Genomic DNA, 22252 nt, shown 5'->3' on the forward strand with positions numbered 1-22252 from the left:
GTTGCTAACTAATATGTAAAGTAAAGCAGGAAGAGTTTTATTAACATGTAAAGTGAATCAGTAAATATAAACAAAAATGTGTGAAGTAATTTTAGGCATAGTCAATCGTCAGCATCAAAACAAAAAATCATCCTGATGATTTTTGAAAAACATCAGGACGATTTTTCAACGCAATATCTGTCCCCCCTCTACATAATCAATCTGGATCTTCTCTCCCGAGCGATGTTCTCCCAGCAAATGCAGATAGGACACCCCGTGTTCGGTCGGGCAGACAACAGGAAGTTCGGCTTTCTGCTTTCCGTCAACAAACACACGGGCTGTTTTGTTCTTGTGCCAGAATATCTGAAGCCGGTGCCACTTCCGGTCCTTTATACCCAGCACTTTCCTGCTGAGCGGCAAACGGTACATGGCTTCGTGCCGCGCCACCGTATCCGTAGGATTAAACCAACGGTCATTCAATACTAATGTTACTGCCGATTCGTTTTGCGGAATGCGCAGATGCAGAAGCAAAGAACCGTCCTTTGCCGCCGGAAAGTTCCACACGGCTCCATCATTATCCTGCACCAGGGAATCATTGGGTGTGTAACCCAACTGAAGCACTTTTCGGGTGGAATCATCAGGATGCGCACCCAACAAATTCTCTGCCTGACGGTGATAGGCGCAATGTCCGACGATTCCTTTATAATATCTGAAGGCCGACCAATCGGACAAGCCATTGCTGAAATCACAACTGCGACGAGGCTCATACAGCCAGCGCACATCAAAAAGAAGCAGACGACGACACGAACGGTGCTGTCCGGCCGATACGAGAATCTTTCCGGGAGCCACCTCTACAGCCTGCACCTGATGCACACTTTTATCCTCACCACCACGTGTATTTCCAAAAACCGGACTGTTTCGTTCCGGATTCAGCAACAGTTCACGAAAACCCTTCCAGGTACGCCCGTCATCGCTGGAAATGGCGACATGCAAGGCATCACGGTTTGTAAAGACATCCTCCCAAACTCCATCCGTACCGGCACGCTCCGGCAGAGGAGTGGTATTGCACCAGAAAAACAGCAGCCGTCCATCCCCCATCCGATAGAGCGTAGGCATCGTTATCGTTCCATAAAAGGGGGATGGAGTAGCCTCGCTCCAGGTTTCTCCTCCGTCTTCAGAGAAGGCCTGATAATGACGGTCCTGAGACGTACGCATCAGCATCCACAAACGCCCGTCGTTCAGCTCCACCACCGTGGGCTCCACAGCTCCGTGATTCCAGCGTACTCCCTGATGAAATCCTCCTTTACGGTGAGGCGGTACCGTAACCTGAGCCGAAGCTTTCCAGGTTCTTCCGTCATCGTCAGAATAATATACATAGGCACCGCTACGGTCGGTGCGATGGGCACCGGAAATCACGCGTTTTCCGTTACGGATCCATACGGGCGGTTTGTTCATGATGCCGGGCCGGTCATCAATCTTCACTATCGTGCGCCCGCCATCCAGACCACCCTCCGTACGCATGGCATATACTCCCTTACTGTTACAAAACACCCGCACATATTCTCCGCTTACCGGTGAACGCTGGTCGGCATAGGGTAACTCTTTCGGCAGGGATACCGTTTTCCAGGTCAGCCCGTGATCGCGGCTCGACAAATACATCGGAGCGGTCTGCGCGGCATGTTCTCCATAATTATAATGACGCAACTCTCCGTCGGGCAGCAACGACAGACCAATATAGGCATCGCTGGGCGGAGTACCGACCACAACCGGTTCATAGACCTCATCGAGCGAAGCCGGCTGGGCAAACAATCCTGCACAGACCCACAAGGCTGCCCACATCACAAAAGGTTTCTTTTTCATATCATGCTCTATTCTACAACATTTCTATTTTACAGCGTTCTCTGCGGCAAACAGATTCACAAAGATATTCCGAAGCTGCTCTTCGTCTTTCAGAATCGTGCGGATTTCCTGCAATCTCTCCGCATTGTCCGACTGCGGAATCCAAAGTTTCAGATAGCCGCCTTCGCCGTATTTCGTGATCAGATGATCCCGAAAACGGAGATAATGCTCCTCCGGACTCATTTCGGGGTAATGCGAAAGTCCATACTGCACCGTGCGCCGGAACGTGGTCTCGGCATCGATTACCCGGTCGGCCTCGGAAACAATCTTGCCATAAATGCTGCGCGGCTCGTGCTTGTTCGAAGCCCGGTGATCCTCCACGGCTTCCTTCATCACTCGGATTTCCTCCTCGGAAAACCAGTTGCGGAGCTTCCGGTCGGCCTGCAGCAAACAGCCCGAAACCAGATGATGACGCTCCCGCCCTTCCACCAGTCCCACATCGTGATAGGCGGCAATGACATAAACCATGTCGGGATTCACCTCATAATACTGTGCCAAACGAAGACTTTCCTGAATCACCCGCTCCACATGATCGTTCTGATGGGCCTTGTCGAAAGAGGCATATCGGGGCAATATTTCTGATTCAATGTAATCAATACATTCCTGATTCATATTCTATAATTTATGGGTCCACATTGCATCTGACGGCTGCAAAGTTAAATCACCCGCATGAATCTGACGACTTCCTACAATCATTTTTTTCAGTTTCAGCGTTCCTTTCAGCACCTGAAGCTGAACACGGTCCTGATCCACCACACAAATGCCCCATGCCGAACCGTTGCTCCAGAAATACCGTCCGGGCTTGTCCGTAATCTGCATTTGCCGGTTTACTGCCGAATAATGGAATCCGCTATAAGCCAAAACCGTGGCCCAGCTGGCCATGGAGCGGGCATAATGATGTCCGCATTCCGCTTCGCTGAAGGGATTGCGTTTTGCCCCGTCATGGCGGTCACGGATTGCCTTGATGCAGGTCAGGGCTTCCTGTTCCATACCTTCATACAGCATTTCCGTAGCAGCACAGTATTCAAAGCCGGTCATCACCTCCGCAAAGTACGGGAAAGGCACTTTCAGACGTCCTTTGGGCCAGGATGCCATCAGCAATCCAGCCTCATCGCCCATGACATAAGAACGCATGTTGTTGAAATGACGGCTGAAATCCCGGACAAAATTATATTTCATCACACTTTGCATCGTGGTGCGGATATGGTCTTTTTCCGCCAAATAGCCCAGATTACAGATATGGGCCATATATTGGCCGACCAACTGATCCACCAGACAGCCCTTACCCAACTGATAAGGCGGGATTTCAGTATCCGGATTCTCCAGATCAAGAAACTCAAAAGAAGAAGGAGAAGTTATTTTCTGCTCATAGTATTCTCCATTGAACAAGTGGGCATCCATCCATTGGGAACCACTTCGGAACAAACGGCGGCATTTCTTTTCAAAAGCCCGGTCACCCACGGCTTTGGCCATCTCTTCTCCGGCTCTCAATGCTCCCAGATACCAGAATCCCATCTGAGGATTCGGACCGAAGTAGTTCACATCCATGGTGTTATGCTGCGATCCTTCCATCACACCGTCCTGATTGCCATCCCATCCCTTTTGAATCCAGGCATATTCCAGCACTTTCTTCACCCGGGGCCAGTTGGCGGACAAGAAAGCAAAGTCGCCCGACAATTGCCAGTCTCTATAGAATTTCATCACACATCCCATCTGACCGTCTGCGGCAGCCGCTCCGCCCTTGGCAGCCTCCGAAAGAGGAAGAGCCGCACGAAAGTTCATCAGACCGTCTTCGCGGGTGGCATAGTTGAACTCCACATCGCGCATCGTACGGGCAAGCTCCCCAAACAAAAAGGCAGTGGCCATTTCATAATTCCAGACATGGGTACACGATCCCATGCAGGAACCGTACCGGTCCATCACTCCTTCCCATCCCATCAGATGACCGCTGGGCAAGCGGAAAACAGTCTGTGAGCGCAAGGTCGCCAGGTTGAACAGGGCGGCTTCCTTTATGACATCGGGATAAGTGCTCTGCAAGAAACTCTCCACAAACAAAAGGGTTTCCTTTTCCAGTTCCGGAATCTTCGGCACAATACATTCGGCAGCCTGCCAGGCATCCGGAAAAATCTTGGTATAATAGTTTCCGACTACGGTTGTCGACCAGGCTTTCCGGTTCGGGAAACTCCACGTCAGAAAGAAAGAAAAGGTTTGGGTTGCTCCGGGAGCGATTGTTTTGCTTACTGCCAGCGATGCCATAGGATCATCATCCGCCGGCTTGCCATTCTCGGTCAAAACACCGTCAGCACTAAAATCATCCCAAAAATCCAGAATGGCATTATTCCAATCATCGGGTACAGAATTCGTACGATAGCTGCCCCCCTCCTGAGCCTGGGTAGTCAAAGCCATCGTGCCGAATGCCGGATCGGCATGGTCTACCCCTTCGGAATAAAAATAGATGCCCTGCAAGCCGTCGGTCTTTTTATAAAGATTCCGATTTGCCTTGGCTCCCAAGGGAACATAATCTCCTTTCCAGTTACTGGTAAATTTACTGCCGTCCTTACCGATAAAGTTGCGCATGCTTCCGCACACGGCCACTTCCAGAGGTTGTTCGGTCCGGTTGGTCACCTCGTAACTCAATACGGCAACAGGCAATCCGCTGTTCTCCGCATCACCGGGAATCAGAGGGTTGAATCCCTTCACGGTCACCGCTACCGGCAATTCGGGGTCTGACAGATGAACCTGCCCGAACGGATAAGCCGCATCGAACGTAGCCGTTGAAAAACGCGGAAATCCATGATGGTCCACGGGACGGCCTTCGTAATGCAGATACTCATGGTCATATAAAGGACCGGTCAGAAGAGTGGTTTGAGCCTCCTTACCGGGTTCCTTGGTGTAAATGGCAAAGAAAGGCGCATTGTTTCCCGGCGTCACAGTACTGAACTGCTTGGCGGGCACATTCATGATTTCCCAATCGCGCAACTCTCCGCGTCCTCCCAAGGACACGGTTCCTGTACCGATACCTCCCAAAGGCAAAGCAATCCGGTGAAGATGCTGCTGATCATAATGTTTCAGAACCGGCCATTTCAAAGGTTTCCATTCCTGGGCATGTGCCAGCCAACCACCCAAAAGACAAAATGCAAATAAGATAAGTTTCTTCATTTCTGTATGTTTTTCATTCAGTATTCATATATTTTTTATCTCAGGTTATTTCTTCACAAACGAAGCAGGACAAGTCAGTTCATTGATTTTCTCGCCGGTTTGCAAACGAATCCAGGTCTTGAATGAGGAATCGTTTTCAGACAATTCAATAACTCTTGCGCCACAAGACATATTGTTGTACACAGTGTTTCCACCGGAATAACGTCCGTAAGCCAACAAGACTTTGTTCCAATAAACGGCATAATCATTGTCGTGATCGTGTCCCACAAAAACACCTCGCGCATCGCCCCGTTCTTTCATCATGGCAAACAAGCCGGAATTCAAAGCGGGTGCACAGACCTTTTCGGTCCGGCTTCCAACCAAAGGAACCGATTCTGTAGATGCGGCAACGGCATATTCCGGCAGCGGTATATGGAAAAAGAAATAGGAAGGAACCACTGCCCCACCGTTCTGTTCCTGATACTGGCGGCTCATGCGGGCATACCAGGCAATCTGATCCTGCTTGATATAGTCATATCCCTTTATGTCCTTTATCTGGGAATAGGAATGAGAGTCGATGCAATAAATCACAGCTGCCGGTATCTGACCGTCCTGACGATAGACCGGAAGGGTATAATTGGTTGTTCCGGAAATTCCTTTTTCAGTGGCCGTACGGTTCATCGGATAGCTTTGCGCAATCTCCAGCAGCTCCTGACGGGACATTCCCTGTTCGTCGTCGTGATTACCGAAAGTAATGGCGAAAGGTATCTTATAGGAAGACAACTTGTCCAGCACCGTGCGGAAACTTTTATCGGCCGGCTTGCCATAGATGACATCGCCCGTCAGAACCACCAAATCCGGTTTCTCGGCCTGCATCACCTGATCGATGCACTCCAAGGCTATGGCCGCCCGCTTGTCCTCATAAATATAATGCAAATCCGTAAACTGCACGATTTTAAAGTTTCCCTTGCTGTTGAATTTCAACGGTTGTGCCCCAAGAACAGAAACACAGATACAGGCCACAACCCAAAATAAAAATCTTTTCATTGTACTTTCTTTTTTGGTTAATATGATTTCGGAATAAAAGCAAACGGTTATTTAAAGATGTCGGAAAGCTTGATTTTCTGAAAGACAATTTGTGCTCCACTGCCTTCATAAACTACTCCCAGAGTTTCCTGGTCTATGGACGTGATGCAGGAATAGCCGAAACCGCCCCACTCGTCCAGCAGCAGCCAGTATTTTTCCGGCCAGGTCATCCCTTCGTCCAGACTGAACTTCAGGGTAAGCTGGTTGCGGGCCCGATAAGAATTCGGATTCATAAAGGCCAGCAGGCTTTTCTTCTTATAGTCATGTCGGTGAATGGAAGCCATACAGGTCGGTTCGGTCAGTACCGCATGCGAAGTCGGATGCTCCGTCCAGGTCTGTCCCAAATCTTTTGTCACGCAAATGCGACGGCCGTTCGGACTCTTCACCCCATGATTCCGGTTATCTCGCATGTTCAGCATCAGCGAGCCGTCGGCCAACTCCACCACCATGCACTCCGTTGTATTGGAATAAGCGGGATTACTGGTTGTCCAGGTCTTTCCACCGTCTTTACTGTAAGTAATGTTGGAGAATGGTTTTCCTTCCTTATCGCGTCCTTGTGTCGGGAACACCAAAGTTCCGTCTTGCAGCGTGATGCCATGACCGGGAGCCGGTGCCAGCAACCACCATTCCGGACGCTTGGTCTGAGCCGTGATATTGACCGGTTCGCTCCAAGTCTTTCCGTCATCCTCACTACGGGTAATCAAGAACTGACAGGTTTCCTTCACTCCGGTTCCCGGTTGCGAACCGCGGGCATGCCACTGGTGAATCCATTGCGGGCTGTCTTCCGTAAGTCCCTCAATCCATTTTCCGGTATTTCGGTCCAGAATACCGTGCATCCACAGTCCGGCCACAAAGATGGTTCCGGAACGCTTGTCTGCCAGAATACAGACATCGCTCACCCCATTGAACTTTTCGGGCAGACCTCCCCATTCCTTCTGGTCCAGAATCCGTTGCATCGGTTGCCAGGTCTGTCCCCCATCCTCACTTCGGTTCAGGGCGATATCTATATCACCCTGCAAATCTCTTCCGGAATTCCAGCGGGCATCGTAAATAGCCAACAAAGTTCCTTTTTTCGAAGTCGTCAGGCCCGGAATGCGACTTGTGTTCACACCGTCCTGACCGGCCATACGCAAGGGGTAGCCCACGCGCAACCCTTCTGCATAAACCGGCTTCAGAACGATTTGTTCAGAACCATTGACCTCCACAGCCGTACAATTCAGATTGATGCGGTGCAACAAATCAGCCTGAGCATCCAGTTTAACGGTAAAGGCCCAATAAGTCGTGTCTTCCTTCAAAGGAACATACAGACGAAAATGATTCTCCTCACTGAGATGCGATGAAAAAGCTGTTGCCTTGCCGGCCAGCCCTCCGCCGTATGCATTACATTTCTTAAACGATACGCGCTCTACTTCTTTTATATCTGTTGTTCCCGAAAGACTGTAAGAAATACCGGTAAGCGCCACCTTCTGCCCCTGAGGCTTGATTACCCGAATAAAACCGGTAAGATTGTTTTCCATTCCGGCAAGCACCGGCAGTACCGGGCGCTGAAACGTAATCTGCACCTTCTGGGCATACAGTCCATGAATTTGAAAAACAAGTAAAAGCAATAATTTTAATGGTTTCATAATATTTGATTTATGAATATATGATTCATTCTTTTTTCGTTCATAGTCTTCTTTCAGCATCGCACAAACGGCAACATGAGACGTAAATATAACGGCAAGCGCTCTTCAATCTGATCAAGCAGCGTTTTCGTTCCGCTTTGTCTTCTCAACGCTTCCATTATTCATTTCATGTTATTTGCAGGATAAAAATAGGAAGAAGGAACGAAAAAGAAAAAAGTTTCCTCTATTTTATAGGTTTACTTTCAAATTACGTACATATTCCGTAGGCGTAAGTCCGGTATATTTTTTAAACAGTCTGCTAAAATGCTGGGGATAATCAAAACCTAAATCATAGGCAACCTGCGAAGTCGAAGCTCCACTTGCCAACTCATTCTCGGCTTTCTGAATAATGTACTGACGAATATAATTACTCGCCGTTTCTCCGGTAGTCTTCTTGATCAGATCACCAAAATAATTGGCAGACATACATAGTTTATCCGCACAATACTGCACTGTGGGCAAACCTAAATCCCATTGCATATTCGTTTCATAATAATGACGCAAAAGTGCATGAAACCTCATCAGTACATCCGTATTCTCCAACTTGCGGGTAACAAACTGACGATTGTAAAATCTCTGGCAAAAATTCAACATTAATTCCATATATCCAACCAGAATCGCATTCTGCAACTCATCATGCCTTTTCTGTAATTCATCTTTCATCTGAATCATCAGAGACACCAATATATCATGTTCTTCCTCGGACATGTGCAAGGCTTCATGAATACGATAATCAAAAAAGGTATAATTTCTGATTGTCTGTTCCAATGAAGTACCGTGCAGAATATCAGGATGAAACAGAAGAGCCCATCCCGTCAGCATCACTTCTTCACCGTTATCTTCCTTACCTCCTATCTGCCCGGGAGCCACACAAATAACCGTTCCTTTCTTATAATCATATTTGCCGCAACCGTAAGCCAAATCAATCTCCGCCTCATCATGAAAGAAGATACCATAAACATTGTAGTTTCCCAGACAATGACGCACCGGAGACACTTCTTCGTAATTAATGACACAAACCAACGGATGCTGACTGACGCAGCCAAGCCAGCGGCAATAATCATCCACATTTCTTACTTTCAGAATCTTGCTCATAACATCACCTTAGAAAATCATACAGACAAAAATAACGTTTTCCGATTAATATTCAGATGCACAGGGTTCAGAATCCGTAAAACAGGTACAAACATCCCACTTATTGTTACTCTTCCATTGAAGCAAGCATCTAATTTTGTTTTGTCGAAAAAAATAACTGATAAAGTCTGAAAACAAATGCGAATATAATATTTAAAAGTATGGATCGAAGAGATTTTTTGAAAATGTCGTCAATGGCTGTGTTGTCTGCAGCCGGCGCATGGACCGGTGTATCCAAGATTTTTGCACAATCTGATTCTTACCGGAAAAACGAACTCAACAAAACAAAAAAACAACCAGACAATAATATGGAGTTTCGTAATTTAGGGAATTTGGAAGTTTCGGCTATTGGTCTTGGTTGCCTGCCCATGGTGGGCTACTATGGCGGAAAATATGACGAAAAGGAGATGATAGCATTAATCCGACGGGCTTATGACAAAGGAATAACATTCTTTGATACAGCAGAAGTTTACGGGCCTTATACCAGTGAAACGTGGGTAGGCAAAGCCGTGGCCCCATTCCGTCATCAGATTAAAATCGGAACAAAATTCGGTTTTGGAGTAGAAGAAGGCCAACCCACGGCATTGAACAGCCGTCCCGATCATATCCGACGGGCAGTAGAAGGTTCTCTCAAACGACTGAAAACCGACTATATCGACCTGTTGTATCAGCATCGGGTTGATCCGAATGTCCCCATGGAGGAGGTAGCCGGAACGGTTAAAGAACTGATGCAAGAAGGAAAAGTCCTGCACTGGGGACTGTCAGAAGCCAGTGCACGGTCTATCCGAAAAGCTCATTCCGTATGTCCTCTTTCAGCCGTGCAAAGCGAATATGCCATCTGGTGGCGCGAACCGGAAACCAAGATTTTCCCCACCCTGGAAGAACTGGGTATCGGCTTTGTGCCTTACTGTCCATTGGGACGGGCCTTTCTGACCGGTGTTATCGATGAAAACCGTATCTTTTACCAAGGAGACCGAAGATGGAATCTCCCCCAGTTCACTCCGGAGGCTTTAAAACATAATATGCCTCTCGTAACACTGATACGCCAGTGGGCACAACGCAAGGGAATGACTCCGGCCCAATTTGCCTTGGCCTGGATTCTGTCACGCAAACCATGGATTGCTCCCATTCCGGGTACAACCAACCCCAACCATCTGGATGAACTCATCGGGGCCGGTAATCTCCGGCTGACTTCCTGGGAAGTGGAAGAATTCGACCGGGACTATGCCCAAATACATCTGATGGGACATCGTGCAGACCCATTTACAGAAAGTCAAATAGATAAATAACATAACCATGCAATTTACAACATTAAACAATGGAGTCCTCATGCCGATGCAGGGGTTCGGAGTTTTCCAGATTTCTGATCCTCAGCTTTGCCGCAAGGTCACCATGCATGCCATACAGGCCGGATACAGACTGATAGACACAGCATCGGTATACGGCAATGAAAAAGCAGTCGGCCAAGCTATCTGTGCAAGCGGTGTTCCCCGCAATGAATTGTTTATTACCACCAAAGCCTGGATTTCCGAGATGGGATATTCCCAAACTCTGAAGGCTTTTGAAGCTTCCCTTGAACGTTTGGAATTGGATTATCTAGATCTCTATCTGATTCACATGCCCTTCGGGGACTATCATGGAGCCTGGAGAGCTTTGGAGGAACTTTACCTACACGGCCGTATACGCGCCATCGGAGTCTGCAATTTTGAGCCGGACCGGCTGATTGACCTGTGTCAGAGCGCCCGCATCATTCCGGCAGTCAATCAAGTGGAAATACATCCTTATCTTCAACAAACAGAGGCTTTGCAGATCATGCAGTCACTCGGCATTCAGGCTGAAGCCTGGGGACCACTGGCTGAAGGCAGAAACAATCTGTTTTCTGATCCGGTAATAACCGGCATCGGACAAAAATATAATAAATCTGCCGCGCAAGTCGTGTTGCGCTGGCACCTGCAAAGGGGAATCATTGCCATACCGAAATCCGTACATCCGGAACGGATTATCGAAAATTTCAATATCGAAGATTTCGAACTGACTCCCGAAGATATGGATACCCTTTCAGTCATGAATGCCACTCAAGAACGAATTCTTGACCTCCATGCTCCCCGAGAGGTGGAACGTCTCTACAGCATCAAATGCGAAAACTGACCGCATCAGCACTCTATTAACAAAAAGATATTTTACGGATTAAATTTAAAATGTAAACCACATGTTTGGAATCGGAACACAAGAAATTCTTTTTATCGTTCTCATCGTCCTGCTATTCTTCGGTGGTAAAAAAATACCGGAACTGATGAAAGGACTGGGAAAAGGAGTACGTTCCTTCAGAGAAGGAATGAATCAAATAGAAAATGATCCTGAAACAACAGATAAAAAAGAACAGTAATGACACAAGATAAACAATCCTTTTGGGATCATCTGGACATCTTACGTGCGGCGATTATCAGAATCGCCGCCGTAACGGTTCTGTTCACCGCTCTCCTGACTTTCGCGGGTAAAGAGGCGCTGTTCCACATCATTCTGGCTCCACAAAAGGAAGATTTTATAACTTACCGGCTGTTGAACATAATCAGCAAACAATTCACCGGTTCGGAACTGCCCGCATTTTCCATCCATCTCATCAATACCGGATTGACCGGTCAGATTCTACTTCACATGAAAACGGCATTGTTTGCCGGCATTTTATGTGCCTCGCCTTATATTCTGTATCAAATTTTCCGTTTTATCTCTCCGGCTTTGTATCACAATGAAAAGAAATATGCTCTTCGAATGATTGGTTGCGGATATATGATGTTTATCGGAGGTATCTTGCTCAGCTATTATCTGATATTCCCGCTGACTTTTCGTTTCTTAGGAACTTATCAGGTCAGTGCAACCGTACAAAACATGATCACTTTGCAATCCTATATTTCTACATTACTGATATTGTCCTTGACAATGGGCATTGTCTTCGAAATGCCGGTGCTGTCCTGGTTGTTTGCCCGGCTAGGATTTCTTTCTGCTGATTTTATGCGCCATTATCGAAAACATGCGGTCGTTGTCATCCTGATTGTTGCAGCCATTATTACACCCACCTCGGATATTTTCACTTTATCTTTAGTTGCATACCCCATTTGGTTATTGTACGAAGTTAGCATTCTTCTGGTTCAGGCCACTTCTCACAAATCTGTATCATAACTAATTTTAATACTAAACAACTTTTTACTTAAGAAACCCTAAGCAAAGATTCAAAATCTTTATTTTCCATAACAAACCTTTGTGTTCATTTATAAAGCTATTAAATTTGTTTGCAATAAATCTAATATACCCTTAAAAACGAACATCACATTAATCTAATAAATATCTAAAACATCATGAACAAAATCAGCAAAACCTTATTGCTTTTCCTGATTTGCAGTCTGGCGTTATTTCAACCTTTGTCAGCCACGACCTTTGAATTGGGAAATCGTACTTTTCTTCTGAATGGCAAGCCCTTTGTTATCCGGGCGGCAGAAATCCATTATCCGCGAATCCCCAAAGAATATTGGGAGCACCGCATCCAGATGTGCAAGGCTATGGGTATGAACACCATCTGTCTGTATGTGTTTTGGAATATTCACGAGCAGAAAATGGATGAATTTGATTTCAAGGGACAAAATGATATCCGCGAATTCTGTGAACTGGCTCAAAAGAACGGCATGTATATCATCGTGCGCCCCGGACCGTATGTCTGCGCCGAATGGGATATGGGCGGACTGCCCTGGTGGCTGCTCAAGAAGAAAGATATCAAAATCAGAAGCAAGGAAGACGCTTTCTTTATGGAGCGCACCCGCATTTTCATGAATCGTGTGGGTAAGGAACTCTCACCGATGCTCCTGAGCAATGGCGGTAATATTCTGATGGTGCAGGTGGAAAACGAATATCCGCTTTATGGCAACGACAAGGAATATCTCCGTCAGATAAAGGATATTGTCGTGGAAGCCGGATTCAAGGATGTGCAGCTGTTCTCCTGTGCCTGGAGCTCCAACTTCAAGGAAACCATGCTCGACGGCGTACTGAGCACCATCAATTTCGGTGCGGGTTCCAATATTGACGAGCAGTTCAAGATGCTGGCAGAAGATCATCCGACCATTCCGCTGATGTGTAGCGAGTACTGGTCCGGATGGTTCGACCACTGGGGACGCCCGCATGCAACCCGCAGCGCCGACGTGATGTGCGGAAGTATGAAAGACATGCTCGAGAGAGGAATTTCCTACAGTCTGTATATGGCTCATGGAGGAACCACCTTCGGACAATGGGGCGGTGCCAATACTCCTCCCTACTCTACCATGGCCACTTCGTATGACTATGACGCTCCGATCAGTGAAGCCGGCTGGGCCACAGAAAAGTTCCATGCCGTACGCAAGCTTCAGGCTCAGTATCTGAACGAAGGAGAAAGCATTCCTGAAAATATTCCGCAGCCTTATCCGGTGATCGAAATTCCGGAAATGACTCTGAACGAGGTTGCCCCTCTCTTCCAGCAACTGCCAAAACCGAAGAGCAGCAAGAAAATCCAGTCTATGGAATTCTTCGACCAGGGTTGGGGACGCATCCTGTATCGCACCACTCTTCCGGCCGGAGAGAAAGGACGCCAGCTACTCATTGATGAGGTACACGACTGGGCATTGATTTATCTTGATGGAAAGGAAATCGGCAAGCTGGACCGCCGCAGAGGCGAAAAGACCGTCAAACTGCCGGCCACATCCCAAGAGCAAACCCTGGATATTCTGGTAGAAGCAACCGGACGCGTCAATTTCGGCGAAGGCATTATCGACCGCAAGGGTATCACCGAGGCCGTTTGGTTGTGTGACGAGGAGCAGAAGACCGAACTGGAAAACTGGCAGGTGTATAACTTCCCGGTAGACTATAAGTTCCAGAAGAAGCATGACTTTGTCAAAGCGGACAAATGCAACGGTCCGGCCTGGTATCGCACCACCTTCACAGTGGACAAGCCGGGAGATACTTTCCTGGATATGTCTACCTGGGGAAAAGGTATGGTATGGGTGAACGGTAAGAATCTGGGACGCTTCTGGAAAATCGGTCCGCAGCAGACCTTATACATGCCGGGATGCTGGCTGAAAAAGGGAAAGAACGAAATCATTGTCTTCGATCTGGAAACTCCGGCCTCACCGACCATCAAGGGACTGACCCGTCCGATTCTGGATGACCTGCGTCCGGAAGAGTCACTCTACCACCGTAAGAAAGGAGAAACCGTAGTTCTCGATGCAGCGGATGTTATCAAAGAAGGTACTTTTGAAAAAGGCAACAACTGGCAGACCATCAAGTTCGATCAGGCCAAAGAAACCCGTTATTTCTGCATCGAAGCCCTGAGCAGCTTCCGCAATGACGATATGGCTTCTATTGCCGAACTGTATATTCTGGATGAAAACGGCAAGGAAATTCCACGTACGGAATGGAGCACTACTTATGCCGACAGCGAGGAAGTGCTTTCGGAAAACTCAGACGGCGACAAAGTCTTCGACTTGCAGGAGTCAACCTTCTGGCACACCGCCTGGAGCCAGAACAAAACAGGATTCCCGCATCAGCTGATTCTGGATCTGGGCAAGACCTACACCGTGAGCGGATTCCGCTATCTGCCTCGTCCGCAGAAGGATGCTCCGGCCATCATCAAAGACTACCGGATTTACCTGAGAACACAACCTTTTCAAATGAATAAAAAATAAGCATCATGAGAAACAAGAAATTTTTCCTCTGGTCGCTGGCTATCCTGATGCATGCATCGGGATATGCCCAGCAGACGCCCATGAACGTCTTTTTCGATACTCCCATCGCTTCCGACAAACAGCCGGCCTGGGGAAACAATCCCGGAGTAGCCACCGGCAGCGGACACGGCAATCTGGATCCGGAATGGGAACAAAAGACTCTGCCCATCGGCAACGGAAGCATCGGAGCGAACATCTTCGGCTCTGTAGCTACCGAGCACATCACTTTCAATGAAAAGAGCCTCTGGCGCGGTGGCCCGAACACCGCCAAAGGTGCTGATTATTACTGGAACGTAAACAAGAACTCGGCACACGTGCTGAAGGAAATCCGTCAGGCTTTTCTGGATAAGGACCAGGCAAAGGTAACCCGGCTCACTCAGGACAACTTCAACAGTGAGGTGCCTTATGAAGCGGATGCCGAAGAGCCTTTCCGTTTCGGCAGTTTCACATCGGCAGGAACCTTCGACATCGAAACCGGCATCGAGGAACAAAATATCGGAGGATATTCCCGTTCGCTGTCTCTGGATTCGGCCCTGGTCAATGTATGCTTCGCTCAAAACGGCGTGCAGTACAAACGGCAGTATTTCACCTCTTTCCCCGATCAGGTGATGGTCATCCGTTATTCCGCTTCCGAAAAGGGGAAACAGAATCTGGTATTCAAATATACCCCGAACCCGCTTTCCAAAGGGGAATACAAGAGAAGCAAGTCCGGCAGTTTCTGCTATTCGGCCCATCTGAACAACAACGACATGCATTATGTGGTCCGCGCACAGGCCATTGCCCAAGGCGGAAAAACCTGGACGGACAAGGAAGGACGCATTCATGTAGAACAGGCAGATGAAGTCATCTTCCTGATCTCGGCCGATACGGACTACAAGATGAATTTCAATCCGGATTTCAAGAATCCGAAAACATACGTGGGCGTAAAACCACTGGAAACCACCCGCAACTGGATGGACAAGGCATCGGAAAAGAGTTTCGATGACTTGCTGCAACGCCACTATCAGGACTATGCCGGACTGTTCCAGCGCACGGTGTTCGAAGTCAATCCTTCTTTCAACACCGAGGTACGCAAACTGTCCACACCGGAACGGATTGCCCGCTACCGTACCGGAGCTCCTGACTATGAACTGGAGAGCCTGTACTATCAGTTCGGCAGATATCTGCTCATCTCCAGCTCCCGTCCGGGCGACCTGCCGGCCAATCTGCAAGGCATCTGGCACAACAACATCGACGGCCCCTGGCGCATAGATTACCACAACAACATCAACGTGCAGATGAACTACTGGCCAGCCTGCCCGACCAATCTGGCAGAATGCGAATGGCCGCTGATTGACTTTATCCGCACTCAGGTTAAACCGGGAGAGCGTACCGCCCAAGCTTATTTCGGGGCTCGCGGCTGGACCACCTCTATCTCGTCCAACATCTTCGGCTTCACCACCCCGTTGCGCGACAAGGATATGTCGTGGAACTTCTCTCCGGTAGCCGGTCCGTGGCTGGCCACTCATGTGTGGGACTACTACGACTATACACGCGACCTGGACTTCCTGAAGAATATCGGTTATGACCTGATCAAGGGAGGTGCCGAATTTGCCACGGATTATCTGTGGAAGAAGCCGGACGGTACTTATACCGCTGCCCCATCCACCTCGCCGGAACACGGACCGATCGACGAAGGAGCGACCTTCTCGCATGCGGTCATCCGGGAGATTCTGACAGATGCCATCGAAGCCAGCAAGGTGCTTCAGACGGATGAAGAGGAACGGAAAGAATGGGAAACGGTTCTGGAAAAACTCAAACCGTACCAGATCGGAAGATACGGACAGCTGATGGAATGGTCGCAGGACATTGACGACCCACGCGACGAACACCGCCATGTAAACCATCTGTTCGGATTGCATCCAGGACATACCATCTCGCCCGTCACCACACCGGAACTGGCACGTGCCTCACGCGTCGTATTGGAACATCGTGGCGACGGTGCTACCGGTTGGAGTATGGGCTGGAAACTGAACCAGTGGGCCCGCCTGCACGACGGAAACCGTTCCTACAAACTCTATGGTAATCTGCTGAAAAACGGTACGAATGCCAACCTGTGGGACAGTCACCCGCCTTTCCAGATTGACGGTAACTTTGGCGGAACAGCCGGCGTTACGGAAATGCTGCTGCAAAGCCACATGGGCTTTATCCATCTGCTTCCTGCCCTGCCGGACGTATGGCACGAAGGCAAGCTCACCGGAGTCTGTGCCCGCGGTAATTTCGTGGTCGACCTGTATTGGAAAGACAACAACCTGACCCGAGCCGTGATCCACTCCCGTTCGGGCGGCCCCTGCTCCGTACATTACAAAGGGCAACGGCTTACTTTCGATACCCAACGTGACCAGAAATACACGTTAAGCTATCAGAACGGAAAATTAGCCGTAGAATAGGCTTCAAAAAATCATCCTGATAAAATAAAAAAATCCTTTCGATGTTTTTTTCAATTCATCGAAAGGATTTTTTTCTATGCTTTCAACCTATTTTTCTCCCCGAATGATGGCATCAATACTTTGCAGTTCTTCTTCATCAAAAGTGGTCTGCTGCAAGGCTTTCAGGTTATCGGCCAACTGTTCCACCGAACTGGCACCCACAATCACCGAAGTGACTTTCTCGTCGCGAAGCAACCAGGCCAGTGCCATCTCGGCCAGTGTCTGTCCGCGGCGGGCCGCCAGATCATTCAGCTGCGACACTTTGGTGAGCAATTCTTCCGTGAGCGTTTCCTTTTTCAGGAAACCGCCACGTGCCACACGCGAATCCTTGGGAATACCCGCCAGATAACGGTCGGTCAGCACTCCCTGTGCCAAAGGCGAGAAAGCGATGAAACCGGTACCGTGATCCACCGCATCCTGAATGATGGACTCTTCTTCGGGAGCACGGTTCAGCAGATTATAACGTCCTTGATACAGCAGACAGGGCACCTTTTCGGCTTTCAGATAGCGGTAAGCCTCCAGCGCCTTCTCCCGCGGATATTTGGAAATGCCCACATACAGCGCTTTGCCCTGATGTACGATATCGGCCAGTGCCTGCATGGTTTCCTCCAGCGGTGTTTCCGGGTCATAACGATGGGAATAGAACACATCCACATAGTCCAGCTGCATCCGCTTCAGACTCTGGTTCAGACTGGCAAAGAGGTGTTTGCGCGATCCCCACGTGCCGTAAGGTCCTGGCCACATGTCGTGTCCGGCCTTGGTGGAGATAAACAGCTCATCACGATAAGGACGCAAGGAACTTTGCATCACCTGTCCGAAGGTCTCTTCGGCCGAACCGAACGAAGGACCGTAATTATTGGCCAGATCAATATGGGTGATTCCCTGATCAAAGGCAAAATGCAACTTGCGGCGACTGTTGGACAGCGTGTCCACATCGCCGAAATTATGCCACAGGCCCAAGGAGATCTCGGGCAACAGCACTCCGCTCCGTCCGCAACGGCGGTAATTCATGCCACTCTCATAACGGCTTTCCGAGGCCGCATAAACCGGTTCTGTCATCATATTCTTTTTCAATATTATCATCCTTTTAATCGGTCAGTTCCGCATACTCGGCACGTGCCTCACGCAACAGGTCGGCCGGATTGAGTTTGATCTGCAAACCGCGCTGGCCTGCGCTGATATAGATATAAGGATACTGCTCGGCCGTGTGATGTATGTAAGTAGGAAAATGTTTCTTCATTCCGATGGGCGAACAGCCGCCACGGATATATCCCGTTACGGGCAACAGTTCTTTCATCGGGAGCAGTTCGCATTTTTTGTTTCCGCTCACCTTGGCGGCACGCTTCAGGTCGATTTCATGATCGCCGGGCAGCACGCACACAAAATAGCCGCTTTTCTCCCCGTGGAGCACAATGGTCTTGAACACCTGTTCCACATTCTCGCCCAGACTGGCCGCCACATGCACGGCACTCAGGTCCGACTCGTCCACCTCGTAAGGAATCAGTTCATAACTCACTTTGGCCTTGTCCAGCAGACGGGCCACATTGGTCTTGTTAATCTTTTCTTTTGCCATAAAGCACTTCCTTTAAAAATTTCGGTGTGTATCCCACGGTACGTTCGGCCACTTCTTCCGGAGTTCCGAACGAAAGCAGTTCGCCTCCGCCACGACCTCCATCGGGTCCCATATCAATAATGTAATCGGCACTCTTGATCACATCCAGATTGTGTTCGATGACAATTACCGTATTGCCCTTTTCCACAAGACGGTTCAGCACACCGAGCAGCACACGGATGTCTTCAAAATGCAGACCGGTGGTCGGCTCATCCAATATATACAGCGTCTTACCAGTGTCTTTCTTCGACAGCTCGGTAGCCAGTTTCACACGCTGACTCTCGCCACCCGACAAGGTGGTTGACGACTGTCCCAGACGGATATAGCCCAAGCCCACATCCTGCAACACCTTGATCTTGTTCAGAATCACCGGCTGGTTCTCAAAGAACTCCACAGCCTGATTGATGGTCATGTCCAGCACATCGGCAATAGACTTGCCTTTAAAGCGTACTTCCAGCGTCTCACGGTTATAGCGTTTTCCGCGACAAACCTCGCAAGGCACATACACATCGGGCAGGAAGTTCATTTCGATGGTCTTGTAACCGTTACCGCCGCAGGCCTCGCAGCGTCCGCCTTTTACGTTGAAAGAGAAGCGTCCGGGCTTGTAACCACGGATCTTCGCTTCGGGAAGGCTGACGAACAGAGCACGGATGTCGTTGAACACTCCGGTATAAGTGGCCGGATTGGAACGCGGGGTGCGTCCCAGCGGCGACTGGTCTACATTGACCACCTTGTCAATATATTCAATGCCGTGAATGGCGGTATAAGGTTCCGGCTCGCGCAATGAACGGTAGAAATGATGCGACAGAATGGGTTGCAGCGTATCGTTGATCAGTGTAGACTTACCGCTTCCGGATACTCCCGTCACACAGATAAAGACTCCCAACGGAAAATCCACATTCACATTCTTCAGGTTATTTCCCCGGGCACCTTCCAGACGGATCACGTTTCCGTTTCCCTTGCGGCGCTCGGCCGGTATCTCGATCTGCTGCTTGCCGTTCAGATATTGCGACGTCATGGTGTCGGTCTGAAGCATGGCTTGGGGCGTACCCTGAAAGACTACATTACCTCCGTTACGACCGGCCTTCGGTCCCATATCCACGATATAGTCGGCCTGCTCCATCATCTCCTCGTCGTGCTCCACCACAATCACGGTATTGCCCGTGTCGCGCAGTTCCTTGAGCGAATGGATCAGCTTGCGGTTGTCCCGCTGATGCAGACCGATACTGGGCTCGTCCAGAATATAAAGCACATTGACCAACTGCGAACCGATCTGGGTAGCCAGACGGATGCGCTGACTCTCCCCGCCCGACAGAGATACCGAAGTGCGGTTCAATGCCAGATAATCCAGTCCCACATCGAGCAGGAATTTCAGTCGGGTGCGGATCTCCTTCAGGATTTCCGGAGCGATGCGCCGCTGGCGGTCAGTGAGCCGTTCTTCCAGTCCCTGCATCCATTCATAAAGCTCCGAGATGTCCATTTCCGACAGATCGGCAATATTCTTTCCGTCGATAAAGAAATGCAGGGCCTCACGGTTCAAGCGCTTGCCGTGGCATTCCGGACAGCAGGCCACCTTGGAGAACTGCTCCATCCAATTCTGGGCAGCCGACGAGTCATCGGCCTCATAGAGCGTTTCCATATATTTGATCACGCCATCATAACGCACAAAGTAATCCGAAGAAGTCTGGATGAGCGAAGCCTTGATCTTCAGTTTCTCCATCGAACCGTAAAGCAGTTCGTTCATCGCCTCTTCCGGCAATTCTGCCAAAGGAGTCTTCAAGGTGGCGTCATAACGCGCCAGCAGAGCTTCTATCTGCCAGAAGATCATGCAGTTCTTATATTTACCCAAAGGCAGAATACCTCCTTCGTGCACCGAAAGAGATTTGTCGGGACAAATCTTGTCCTCGTCAATCAGATTCACATATCCCAGTCCCTTACAACGCGGACAAGCTCCCTGAGGGGAGTTGAACGAGAAGTTATGCGGTGCCGGATCGCGATAGGCAATACCCGATACCGGACACATAAGGCGCTTGCTGTAATGGCGCACCTCTCCGCTGTCGGCATCCAGAATCATAATCAGACCGTCGCCGTGATGCATGGCTGAAGACAGACTGTCGCGCAAGCGCTTGTCGTCTGTCTGCTCCACACGCAGCTTGTCCACCACAATCTCGATATCGTGGTTCTTATAGCGGTCCAGTTTCAGTTCCTGAATCAGTTCGCGGATTTCTCCGTCCACCCGGGCATAAAGAAAGCCCTTGCGCCGGATCTGCTCGAACAGTTCCTTATAATGTCCCTTACGGTTGCGCACCACCGGAGCCAACAGATAAATCCGCTTGCCGGCATACTGTTCCTGAATGAGCTGCTGAATCTGCTCTTCGGTGTATTTCACCATCGGCTCACCGGACAGATAAGAATAGGCCGCACCTGCCCGGGCATAGAGCAGACGCAGAAAATCGTAAATCTCCGTAGTGGTTCCCACCGTAGAACGGGGATTTTTGTTGGTGGTTTTCTGCTCGATGGAAATCACCGGACTCAAACCGGTAATCTTGTCCACATCCGGGCGCTCCATATTGCCCAGAAAGTTACGCGCATAGGCCGAAAATGTCTCAATGTACCGACGCTGTCCTTCGGCAAAGATCGTATCGAAAGCCAGGGATGACTTGCCGCTGCCACTCATACCGGTAATCACGGTCAGACTGTTGCGGGGAATCTCCACATCAATATTCTTCAGGTTATGCACCCGCGCACCGAACACCTGAATCTTTTCCTGTTCCTGCTGTTCCATATCCATTATCCTATTCAGCCCCGGTTGTACCCTCTTCACTGGTATATCCGGTCAGCACATTTACATCTTTTCTTATATTGAACTTTCTTCCGTCGGCTCCTTCGGCCTGTACCACTACATAATAAACTCCGTCACGGACCGTGCGCCCGTTCACCTTACCGTCCCATCCTTCGGCCGGATTGGTCCAGGTGTAAATCTTCTGTCCCCACCGGGTGAAGATGGTCGCCTTGAACTTCACGATGGAACGATATCCGTCCTTGGCCTTATAGACATCGTTGAAACCGTCTCCATTCGGCGAAAAAGCATTGGGGAATTCCAGTTTTGACTCGCTGACAGTCACCACAAACGGCTCTTCTCCACCGTCGGGAAAACGAATGGTGTCCGTTCCCTGTACGAAAGTGGCATAAAGCTGCACATAGAAGGTTCCGCTTTGCGTAAAAGTATATTCAATCTCGGGGTCAAAACGATCAATCAAAGGTGAATTTTCCTCTCCTTCCTTAAAGATACGCCATTCATAATGAGCGGAGTAACTACCCAGATCCGTCACCTCGGCCGAGAAATATCCGGTAATGGGAGCCGACTGTTCTTCAGAAGCGTCATCAATCTCCTCACCTTCGGAAGTCACGTATCTGGCCTGCGGGGTCACACTGGGATAAAGAGTCTGCGCTTTCAGACAGAGAGGCCCTGAAAGAAGCAACAAAAAAACAATCCAATTCAAAATTCGATTCATAAGTCATTATATTTAT

Annotated in this window: 16 protein-coding genes; 6 read left to right on the forward strand and 10 right to left on the reverse strand. The window is 49.2% G+C overall.

Annotated features, from left to right (window positions below):
• Window positions 1–165: 165 nt before the first annotated feature.
• The 6 genes from DXA74_RS13600 to DXA74_RS13625 form a co-directional block, all read right to left on the reverse strand.
• A complete protein-coding gene (locus DXA74_RS13600) occupies window positions 166–1839 on the reverse strand; it encodes a sialidase family protein (RefSeq protein WP_118528485.1) in 1674 nt (557 codons plus the stop codon).
• Window positions 1840–1863: 24 nt separating this feature from the next.
• Entirely contained in the window at window positions 1864–2490 is a 627-nt protein-coding gene (locus tag DXA74_RS13605; protein ID WP_118528487.1) for an HD domain-containing protein, read from the reverse strand.
• A 3-nt stretch (window positions 2491–2493) separates the two neighbouring features.
• A complete protein-coding gene (locus tag DXA74_RS13610; RefSeq protein WP_118528489.1) occupies window positions 2494–5037 on the reverse strand; it encodes a GH116 family glycosyl-hydrolase in 2544 nt (847 codons plus the stop codon).
• 45 nt (window positions 5038–5082) lie between these two features.
• Window positions 5083–6063, reverse strand: coding sequence for a metallophosphoesterase family protein (locus DXA74_RS13615; protein WP_118528491.1), 981 nt, complete (start codon window positions 6061–6063; stop codon window positions 5083–5085).
• A 47-nt stretch (window positions 6064–6110) separates the two neighbouring features.
• On the reverse strand, window positions 6111–7727 hold the full coding sequence (locus tag DXA74_RS13620; RefSeq protein WP_118528493.1) for a sialidase family protein: 1617 nt from the start codon (window positions 7725–7727) through the stop codon (window positions 6111–6113).
• 228 nt (window positions 7728–7955) lie between these two features.
• Window positions 7956–8861: an AraC family transcriptional regulator gene (locus DXA74_RS13625; protein WP_118528495.1), complete on the reverse strand. Its 906-nt coding sequence runs from the start codon at window positions 8859–8861 to the stop codon at window positions 7956–7958.
• A gap of 200 nt (window positions 8862–9061) precedes the next feature.
• Here DXA74_RS13625 and DXA74_RS13630 point away from each other — a divergent pair, with 200 nt between their 5' ends.
• The 6 genes from DXA74_RS13630 (at window position 9062) to DXA74_RS13655 (ending at window position 17070) form a co-directional block, all read left to right on the forward strand.
• Complete coding sequence (locus DXA74_RS13630; protein WP_118528497.1) at window positions 9062–10189, forward strand: aldo/keto reductase; 1128 nt, start codon at window positions 9062–9064, stop codon at window positions 10187–10189.
• A 7-nt stretch (window positions 10190–10196) separates the two neighbouring features.
• Entirely contained in the window at window positions 10197–11048 is an 852-nt protein-coding gene (locus DXA74_RS13635; protein WP_118528499.1) for an aldo/keto reductase, read from the forward strand.
• Window positions 11049–11109: 61 nt separating this feature from the next.
• Entirely contained in the window at window positions 11110–11286 is a 177-nt protein-coding gene (locus DXA74_RS13640) for a twin-arginine translocase TatA/TatE family subunit (RefSeq protein WP_118528501.1), read from the forward strand.
• Window positions 11286–12077, forward strand: a complete 792-nt coding sequence (tatC, locus tag DXA74_RS13645; RefSeq protein WP_118528503.1) for a twin-arginine translocase subunit TatC — start codon at window positions 11286–11288, stop codon at window positions 12075–12077. Before DXA74_RS13640 ends, tatC begins: the two co-directional genes overlap by 1 nt.
• A gap of 176 nt (window positions 12078–12253) precedes the next feature.
• The gene (locus tag DXA74_RS13650) at window positions 12254–14602 is read left to right on the forward strand and encodes a beta-galactosidase (protein WP_118528505.1); all 2349 of its coding nucleotides are present in this window, start codon (window positions 12254–12256) and stop codon (window positions 14600–14602) included.
• 5 nt (window positions 14603–14607) lie between these two features.
• Window positions 14608–17070 carry a glycoside hydrolase N-terminal domain-containing protein gene (locus DXA74_RS13655; protein WP_118528507.1) on the forward strand — a complete coding sequence of 821 codons (2463 nt, stop codon included), beginning with the start codon at window positions 14608–14610 and terminating at the stop codon, window positions 17068–17070.
• A gap of 87 nt (window positions 17071–17157) precedes the next feature.
• Here the strand turns inward: DXA74_RS13655 and DXA74_RS13660 are convergent, their stop codons facing one another.
• Genes DXA74_RS13660 through DXA74_RS13675 form a run of 4 tightly spaced genes read right to left on the reverse strand, consistent with a single transcriptional unit; the run spans window position 17158 to window position 22236 of the window.
• Window positions 17158–18168 (reverse strand): aldo/keto reductase, encoded by a 1011-nt coding sequence (locus tag DXA74_RS13660; RefSeq protein WP_118528527.1) that lies wholly within the window; start codon window positions 18166–18168, stop codon window positions 17158–17160.
• 28 nt (window positions 18169–18196) lie between these two features.
• Entirely contained in the window at window positions 18197–18682 is a 486-nt protein-coding gene (gene ybaK / locus DXA74_RS13665; protein ID WP_118528509.1) for a Cys-tRNA(Pro) deacylase, read from the reverse strand.
• Window positions 18663–21506, reverse strand: a complete 2844-nt coding sequence (uvrA, locus tag DXA74_RS13670; protein ID WP_118528529.1) for an excinuclease ABC subunit UvrA — start codon at window positions 21504–21506, stop codon at window positions 18663–18665. Before uvrA ends, ybaK begins: the two co-directional genes overlap by 20 nt.
• A 10-nt stretch (window positions 21507–21516) precedes the next feature.
• Window positions 21517–22236 carry a gliding motility-associated C-terminal domain-containing protein gene (locus DXA74_RS13675; RefSeq protein WP_118528511.1) on the reverse strand — a complete coding sequence of 240 codons (720 nt, stop codon included), beginning with the start codon at window positions 22234–22236 and terminating at the stop codon, window positions 21517–21519.
• Between the last annotated feature and the right edge of the window lie 16 nt (window positions 22237–22252).

Origin of the sequence: Bacteroides sp. OF04-15BH, assembly GCF_003477995.1 — a bacterium.
Taxonomy (GTDB): Bacteria; Bacteroidota; Bacteroidia; order Bacteroidales; family Bacteroidaceae; genus Paraprevotella.

What these genes read in the sequence shown, in the direction of transcription:
- DXA74_RS13605 (WP_118528487.1), bottom strand. Translation starts at nt 2,490, where the DNA reads ATGAATCAGGAATGTATTGATTACATTGAATCAGAAATATTGCCCCGA.
- DXA74_RS13675 (WP_118528511.1), bottom strand. Translation starts at nt 22,236, where the DNA reads ATGAATCGAATTTTGAATTGGATTGTTTTTTTGTTGCTTCTTTCAGGG.
- DXA74_RS13620 (WP_118528493.1), bottom strand. Translation starts at nt 7,727, where the DNA reads ATGAAACCATTAAAATTATTGCTTTTACTTGTTTTTCAAATTCATGGA.
- DXA74_RS13600 (WP_118528485.1), bottom strand. Translation starts at nt 1,839, where the DNA reads ATGAAAAAGAAACCTTTTGTGATGTGGGCAGCCTTGTGGGTCTGTGCA.
- DXA74_RS13660 (WP_118528527.1), bottom strand. Translation starts at nt 18,168, where the DNA reads ATGACAGAACCGGTTTATGCGGCCTCGGAAAGCCGTTATGAGAGTGGC.
- DXA74_RS13650 (WP_118528505.1), top strand. Translation starts at nt 12,254, where the DNA reads ATGAACAAAATCAGCAAAACCTTATTGCTTTTCCTGATTTGCAGTCTG.
- DXA74_RS13640 (WP_118528501.1), top strand. Translation starts at nt 11,110, where the DNA reads ATGTTTGGAATCGGAACACAAGAAATTCTTTTTATCGTTCTCATCGTC.
- tatC (WP_118528503.1), top strand. Translation starts at nt 11,286, where the DNA reads ATGACACAAGATAAACAATCCTTTTGGGATCATCTGGACATCTTACGT.
- DXA74_RS13615 (WP_118528491.1), bottom strand. Translation starts at nt 6,063, where the DNA reads ATGAAAAGATTTTTATTTTGGGTTGTGGCCTGTATCTGTGTTTCTGTT.
- DXA74_RS13610 (WP_118528489.1), bottom strand. Translation starts at nt 5,037, where the DNA reads ATGAAGAAACTTATCTTATTTGCATTTTGTCTTTTGGGTGGTTGGCTG.
- uvrA (WP_118528529.1), bottom strand. Translation starts at nt 21,506, where the DNA reads ATGGAACAGCAGGAACAGGAAAAGATTCAGGTGTTCGGTGCGCGGGTG.
- DXA74_RS13625 (WP_118528495.1), bottom strand. Translation starts at nt 8,861, where the DNA reads ATGAGCAAGATTCTGAAAGTAAGAAATGTGGATGATTATTGCCGCTGG.
- DXA74_RS13630 (WP_118528497.1), top strand. Translation starts at nt 9,062, where the DNA reads ATGGATCGAAGAGATTTTTTGAAAATGTCGTCAATGGCTGTGTTGTCT.
- DXA74_RS13655 (WP_118528507.1), top strand. Translation starts at nt 14,608, where the DNA reads ATGAGAAACAAGAAATTTTTCCTCTGGTCGCTGGCTATCCTGATGCAT.
- ybaK (WP_118528509.1), bottom strand. Translation starts at nt 18,682, where the DNA reads ATGGCAAAAGAAAAGATTAACAAGACCAATGTGGCCCGTCTGCTGGAC.
- DXA74_RS13635 (WP_118528499.1), top strand. Translation starts at nt 10,197, where the DNA reads ATGCAATTTACAACATTAAACAATGGAGTCCTCATGCCGATGCAGGGG.